The following is a 5,611-nucleotide window of genomic DNA, read 5'->3' on the forward strand; positions in this document are numbered from 1 at the left end:
TTAATGGGGAGGTTATTCAAGCTGATTGGAATGCTGCGAGAAACGTGCTTGCAAGATTAAATGACAATGAGATAAGTCGTTATACGCCTTACAAAACTGTAAAGTGCATATTGCAAGAACGGACTGATCGCTACAAGTCGGAACTGACCGACTTAGGCTCTAGTTACACGCTTGGAAACAAGACATTAACAGAGTGCGAATTAGTCCTTGACCATGTTTGACTACATTTTAAGGAACAGTATATTCATATCAGCATGAGGATGAAATAAGGTCCTAAAAATACCATTAAAATACCAGACAAAATCATACATAAACAGGCAGCGACACCTTGATCTGCATGATGCAAAAAAGCTTTCACTGTAGCCAAGCCATGTCCAGCATTACCAAGTGCAGCTCCTTGTGCAATATGATGATTTAATCTCAACCAAGAAAAGCTTAGATCAGCTAATAATACAGCAGCAATACCAGTTAACATGGTAAATAAAATTGCTAATTCAACTGAAGCATTGATTTGACTGGCAAGCTCCATTGCAAAAGGTGTAGAGATCGAACGGGTCATTAGACTTAACGTTAAGGTCTGATCAAAAGCGAAGTAATGCGCTAAGGCATAGGCACTGAGGACACCAGCGCACATACCCAATATCACCCCTAAACCGATGGATATCCAATGTCGTATTAAGATAGAACGATATTGATAAATAGGCATCGCAAAAGCTACTGTTGCGGGTCCAATCATCCAGACTAAAATTTGGTTAAACTGCATATATTGTTGATAATTGAACTGTAATGCAGACAACAAGCCAATTAAACAGAGAGGTACGGCAATACCAGGTCCCAATAATATAAATGGAAAGCGAGCATAAATACGCAAAAAAACGATGTAGCCAAGCACAGTCAAGATAAGAAATAAGAAACCCAACATCAGTCTTTCGCCTGAGTAAATAGCGCTTCAAGTTTAAAACCTAAATAAACACTATATGCAGTGACCACTAGCACACACAGCGTGCTAAGTAAAACGGTTACGATGAGCTGTAAACCGTGCGACATAAATAAATCATGATATTGGATTAAACCCACCACACAGGGAATAAAAAATAACACCAAATGTTTGAGCATGCTTCCCGCTGCCGTTGCAATCCATTGTGCTTTTAAGATGCCTGTTAATAAAGCGACAAGCAGCAACAGAAGGCCAATAATGGCACCTGAAACCGCCAAATGAAAAACCTGTTGTATGGCGCTGCCAACTGCCCAAAAAGCGATTAATACACTCAGTTGTAATACAAAGGGATAAAATTTAAACAAGTTGAAAATTCCGTAACATCATGCACGCAATCATAAGAATAATTTCTTCATGTTATTATGAATAATAAATTTAAAATTATGCCAAATAGGAATAGTTAGATTGGACATCAAACAGCTTAAAATTTTTATCACGGTGGTTAAATTAGGCAGTTTTTCGGCAGCAGCAGATCAATTATCGTGTACGCAACCGACAATCACTAAAGCGATGCAACAATTAGAACAACAAGTGGGAGAAAAATTATTCTCTCTCACGCAGGCACAGCGCAAACGTCAGGTGCAGCTAACTTCTATCGGGCAGCATATCTATCAATATGCGCTTGCCATATTGCAACAGCATGAGCAGATGCTCGACAGTATTCAACAGATCAAATTGCTGAAAACAGGGCAGTTACGCCTAGGTTTACCCCCACTAGGTGCAATTTTAATGCATCGTTTGATTACACGTTATCACCATAATTATCCAGATATTAAATTACATTTCTTAGAAGTAGGTTCCTTAAAAATTGAACAGGCTTTATTAAATAAAAAAATTGATGTTGGGATTGTTCTAGGACAGCCGCACCATGAACTTTATTCAATCAAAATTTTAAATTCGCCCTTATGTGTATTAACCCAAAAAAATTCCCATTTAAGCAAAAGAGATCACATTGATTTTCATGAACTCAAAAATGAAAAGTTTTTATTTTATACACAAGACTTTAGCCTAAGCCCAATATTATTAGACGCTGCGCAACAGGCAGGTTTTAACCCTAATATTGTCTGTCAAAGTAGCCAGTGGGATTTTATTGTCAAAATGGTTGAAGCAGACATGGGAATCGCGATTTTGCCTGAAATTTACTGTAAACAATTTGAGCATCTAAGTAGGGTTTATTTTAATAATGAAGGCTTAACTTGGACCTTACATATGGCATGGCATAAAGGGCTACAGATCACTCCAACGACGCAAGCATGGTTGAATCTTGTAGAGCAATATAGACACGAAATTAGTTTTTAAGAAAATATTAAAAGCTTGATAAAAGAAATATACTCAGATGCTCAGTTAAATATGGCAGTTTTTGCCTATTGTACTGTGATTGGTTTAGAGCAATCAGATAAAATAGCTATTTTGCGCAATCGCAGCATGTTCGAAGCAGAGTTTGAATTAAAAAATATTTCAATTACTTGCAAAATCTCTTCAAAATATTCAAATTTAATCACTAAATTATATTTTTTAAAAAAACATAAAAGCCCTCTAGATCCTTACCTATTATCGGCCTGTTTAATGCAATATTTACTTTATAATGAACGTAAATCATAAACATGTTCACAGAATTTAGATGTTTTACTAGCTAGTCATTTTATTTGCAGTTCTAACTTAAATATTTGTGATTTACTTACAAAGTTTGTTAGATATTCCGCAAATTATCTACAAAATAATCGGTATAAAAAGCTGTTTTTTCCTGTCAATAGGATTGCTAAGGTATAAATAAGCATCTTACAAGGTGCTCAATAATGAAAAGCGTTAAGAAATAAGGATAGTTCATGTTGAATCGACCATTATTCCAATTCAGTGCACTTTTTCTGGCACTTCAAGCCAGTAGTACGCTGTATGCAGAGGATGCCATACGCCAGCTTGATGATTTGGTCTTACAAGCCAACAGTGAAGATCCATTTGAAAAAAGTCAGCAGCAGTTAAATGGCATTGCAGGCGCAACCAATTTGATTGATGTAAGACAGACCTCGCAAAGAATACAGACCAATGCTGACATCTTAAAGGGTGAAGCAGGAATTTATACACAGAGTGCTGGAAATGAAGGGGTGAAAATTTCAATTCGAGGCTCAGGGATTAACCGAGGCTCAGGGGCACATGCCTCAGGTCATTATGTGCTATTAGATAATATTCCTTTGACTGGCCCTGGAGGCACGCCTTATGAGTTACTTGAACCCAATTGGCTATCTCATGTAGAAGTGTTACGTGGTAGTAATGGCTTAGAAAAAGGTGCACTTGCTTTAGGTGGTGCAATTAATTATGTTAGTCAAAATGGTAAAAATCAGTCAGGGGCTGAACTGAAATTGGCGACAGGTCATCATGGCTATCAGAAATACCATCTGAGTTATGGTCAGGATTTGGGAGCTTTAGATTATTATATTGCAGCGACGCATAGCCAATCAGACGGTTATCAACAACATAGCCAAAGTGAAGCCACTGGAGTCAGTGCCAATATAGGTTACCAAGTCAATGATCAAGTCAATACGCGTTTTTATCTACGTTATCGCCAAACTGAACATCAAACCCCTGGTCGCCTGACCCAGCAGCAAATTCATGACCAGCCAGAGCAAGCTAATCCCTATAATTTAGCTATTAATGCCCATCGTGTTCAGCCTGGTAGCACTTGGCTTGCGCATCAAACCACATGGACATCAGCAGAAGGTGGAACCTTGCAGGCCAGTCTTGCTTATCATGATTATCCGATGGATTTACAAGAAAGCTTGTATCGTATTTATGTCGACTATACTGATTTGACGGGTAAATTAACATGGACACAACCTTCTACATGGTTGAATCGAGATAATATTTTTAAAGCATCCTTAACCACTACGACCCAGCATAATTCCGCGAATGGCAGTGAAAGTTTACGTTTTGATAATGATTATGCCGAGGCGGGTACGATTAGCCGCCACTATGTGCACCGTGGTCATGATCAAATCTTAAATTTACACAACGAACTAGAATGGTCTCCTGGTCTATGGTGGGTAACAGGCCTGGGTGTGACTTACAGTCAGCGTGATGCCTATGTGACGTGGCCAGCGGTAGAAGATAAACTCCAACAGAACACATGGGATTATATTTATCGTTTAGGCTTACGCTATGAACTCAACGATGATACTCAATTGTATGCCAATGTATCACGTAGTGTTGAACCTGCTCATGCATGGTCGATGCTGTGGGGATCGAATCATTATTTCCCTACAGGCAGTGGCGCAGCGACTGGCCGCCAAAATGCAGCTGTCCCTTTAAGTAACCAACATGCAACCAGCTTTGAAGTGGGCGGGCATGGTCAGAGTATCTTAGGTGCATGGTCAGCCAGTTACTACCGCGCAGCGTTAAAAGATGAATTACTTATGGTTGAGCTACAAGCAATCCCTAATCAGATTATTGCTGAGTCAAATGCCAGTGATACCATTCATCAAGGTGTCGAATTGGGCTTAAAGAGCAAATTATGGCAAGCGCCAGATGGCGCAGATTTGTCTTTAAAACAAGCTTATACTTTTAGTGATTTTTATTATAAAAATGATGCTAAATTTAAGCGTAATGAATTAGCTGGTATTCCACGGCATTACTATCAAGCACAACTTCAGTATCAACATCCACAAGGTTGGTTTGTCGGGTTAAATACCGAATACGCAGCCAAGATGCCGATTGATTATGCCAACACTCGTTATACAGATGCCTACCAAATTTGGGGGGTCAATGCAGGCTGGAATGCGATTCGACCAGATTTAGATCTATGGCTAGATGCTAAAAACTTGAGTAATGAACGTTATAGTTCAACTATTACCCCTGGTTTTGATGATTTAGGTGAAGACCGTGCTCGTGCTACACCTGGAGAAGGCAGAGCGTTATATGCAGGTATAAATTACAGATTCTAATAAAGCAAGCCCGTGAGGGCTTTCTTTAATTTAAGCTTTCACAGGCAATGCCGTCTTTGTCTCGGTCTAAGCCTTTATAGCCTGGTTTTTGGGCATTAAAGTAAGCTTGCGCCTGTTTTTGAGATTTAAAGTCTGCACACTTCACCTTAGCAGCAAATACCGAAGTTGGCGTAAAAACAAATATTAAACTAAGTAAAATTTTCATGATATAAAGCATAATTATTTAAAAAAGTGACTTATATCACATAAATTGTTTTTTGTTTAGATTTTTCACTTAATCATTCAAATACTTAAGCTAAAAAACTTTAAAATTAAGATAAACGTCAGCTTTGAAAAAATGCCCCTATAATAAGAGAGGCATTGGAACATCTGAAACAGCATTCAAGAATAGCAAATAGCGGTTAGGCTTAAGCGGCTTGCTGCTGTTTTAAAATTTGTGCAGCCCATTGGATAAAATCTTTTTCATCTAAAAAATTAGGTAGGTCATGTGAAGAAATACTGGAATTTCGTTGCTGATTAAGCTGGGTAATTTGAATTTTATGACGCTCGTTCATAGTAAAAGACACCCCTAACTCCTGTCTCTTATACAAAACTGACGCTGCCGACGATACTCCTTGTTTAAATCTCGTTGGCCCCCGACTCCTTAAAAAAAAAAAACAAAAAAAAAAAAAAAAAAAAA

Annotated in this window: 7 protein-coding genes and 1 pseudogene; 4 read left to right on the plus strand and 4 right to left on the minus strand. The window is 38.3% G+C overall.

The genetic code is table 11. From position 1 onward, the window contains the following. Positions 1 to 221: pseudogene (locus CYK47_RS15670) on the plus strand (RNA-guided endonuclease TnpB family protein); the annotation flags it as partial. A 23-nt stretch (positions 222 to 244) separates the two neighbouring features. Here CYK47_RS15670 and CYK47_RS14800 read toward each other — a convergent pair. Both CYK47_RS14800 and CYK47_RS14805 read right to left on the minus strand, forming a co-directional pair. Beyond that, positions 245 to 922 (minus strand): LrgB family protein, encoded by a 678-nt coding sequence (locus CYK47_RS14800; RefSeq protein WP_122902547.1) that lies wholly within the window; start codon positions 920 to 922, stop codon positions 245 to 247. Next, positions 922 to 1,302 (minus strand): CidA/LrgA family protein, encoded by a 381-nt coding sequence (locus CYK47_RS14805; protein ID WP_122902548.1) that lies wholly within the window; start codon positions 1,300 to 1,302, stop codon positions 922 to 924. The genes CYK47_RS14800 and CYK47_RS14805 overlap by 1 nt, the downstream gene beginning before the upstream one ends. A 100-nt stretch (positions 1,303 to 1,402) precedes the next feature. Here CYK47_RS14805 and CYK47_RS14810 point away from each other — a divergent pair, with 100 nt between their 5' ends. The 3 genes from CYK47_RS14810 (at position 1,403) to CYK47_RS14820 (ending at position 4,932) form a co-directional block, all read left to right on the plus strand. Next, positions 1,403 to 2,296, plus strand: a complete 894-nt coding sequence (locus CYK47_RS14810) for a LysR substrate-binding domain-containing protein (RefSeq protein WP_122902549.1) — start codon at positions 1,403 to 1,405, stop codon at positions 2,294 to 2,296. A 51-nt stretch (positions 2,297 to 2,347) separates the two neighbouring features. Next, positions 2,348 to 2,599: a hypothetical protein gene (locus tag CYK47_RS14815; protein ID WP_122902550.1), complete on the plus strand. Its 252-nt coding sequence runs from the start codon at positions 2,348 to 2,350 to the stop codon at positions 2,597 to 2,599. 224 nt (positions 2,600 to 2,823) lie between these two features. After that, positions 2,824 to 4,932 (plus strand): TonB-dependent receptor family protein, encoded by a 2,109-nt coding sequence (locus tag CYK47_RS14820; protein ID WP_122902551.1) that lies wholly within the window; start codon positions 2,824 to 2,826, stop codon positions 4,930 to 4,932. Positions 4,933 to 4,957: 25 nt separating this feature from the next. On the opposite strand, the gene CYK47_RS14825 is transcribed toward CYK47_RS14820, so the two are convergent. After that, complete coding sequence (locus CYK47_RS14825) at positions 4,958 to 5,137, minus strand: excalibur calcium-binding domain-containing protein (RefSeq protein ID WP_122902552.1); 180 nt, start codon at positions 5,135 to 5,137, stop codon at positions 4,958 to 4,960. 202 nt (positions 5,138 to 5,339) lie between these two features. After that, positions 5,340 to 5,486 (minus strand): hypothetical protein, encoded by a 147-nt coding sequence (locus CYK47_RS15540; RefSeq protein ID WP_164709228.1) that lies wholly within the window; start codon positions 5,484 to 5,486, stop codon positions 5,340 to 5,342. Positions 5,487 to 5,611 lie beyond the last annotated feature (125 nt).

This window comes from Acinetobacter sp. B51(2017), assembly GCF_003711395.1.
In the GTDB taxonomy this organism is placed as follows: Bacteria; Pseudomonadota; Gammaproteobacteria; order Pseudomonadales; family Moraxellaceae; genus Acinetobacter.

Excerpts from the sequence above, each read along its gene's own strand:
- CYK47_RS14815 (WP_122902550.1), top strand. The coding sequence starts at position 2,348 with ATGGCAGTTTTTGCCTATTGTACTGTGATTGGTTTAGAGCAATCAGAT.
- CYK47_RS14820 (WP_122902551.1), top strand. The coding sequence starts at position 2,824 with ATGTTGAATCGACCATTATTCCAATTCAGTGCACTTTTTCTGGCACTT.
- CYK47_RS14825 (WP_122902552.1), bottom strand. The coding sequence starts at position 5,137 with ATGAAAATTTTACTTAGTTTAATATTTGTTTTTACGCCAACTTCGGTA.
- CYK47_RS15540 (WP_164709228.1), bottom strand. The coding sequence starts at position 5,486 with ATGAACGAGCGTCATAAAATTCAAATTACCCAGCTTAATCAGCAACGA.
- CYK47_RS14800 (WP_122902547.1), bottom strand. The coding sequence starts at position 922 with ATGTTGGGTTTCTTATTTCTTATCTTGACTGTGCTTGGCTACATCGTT.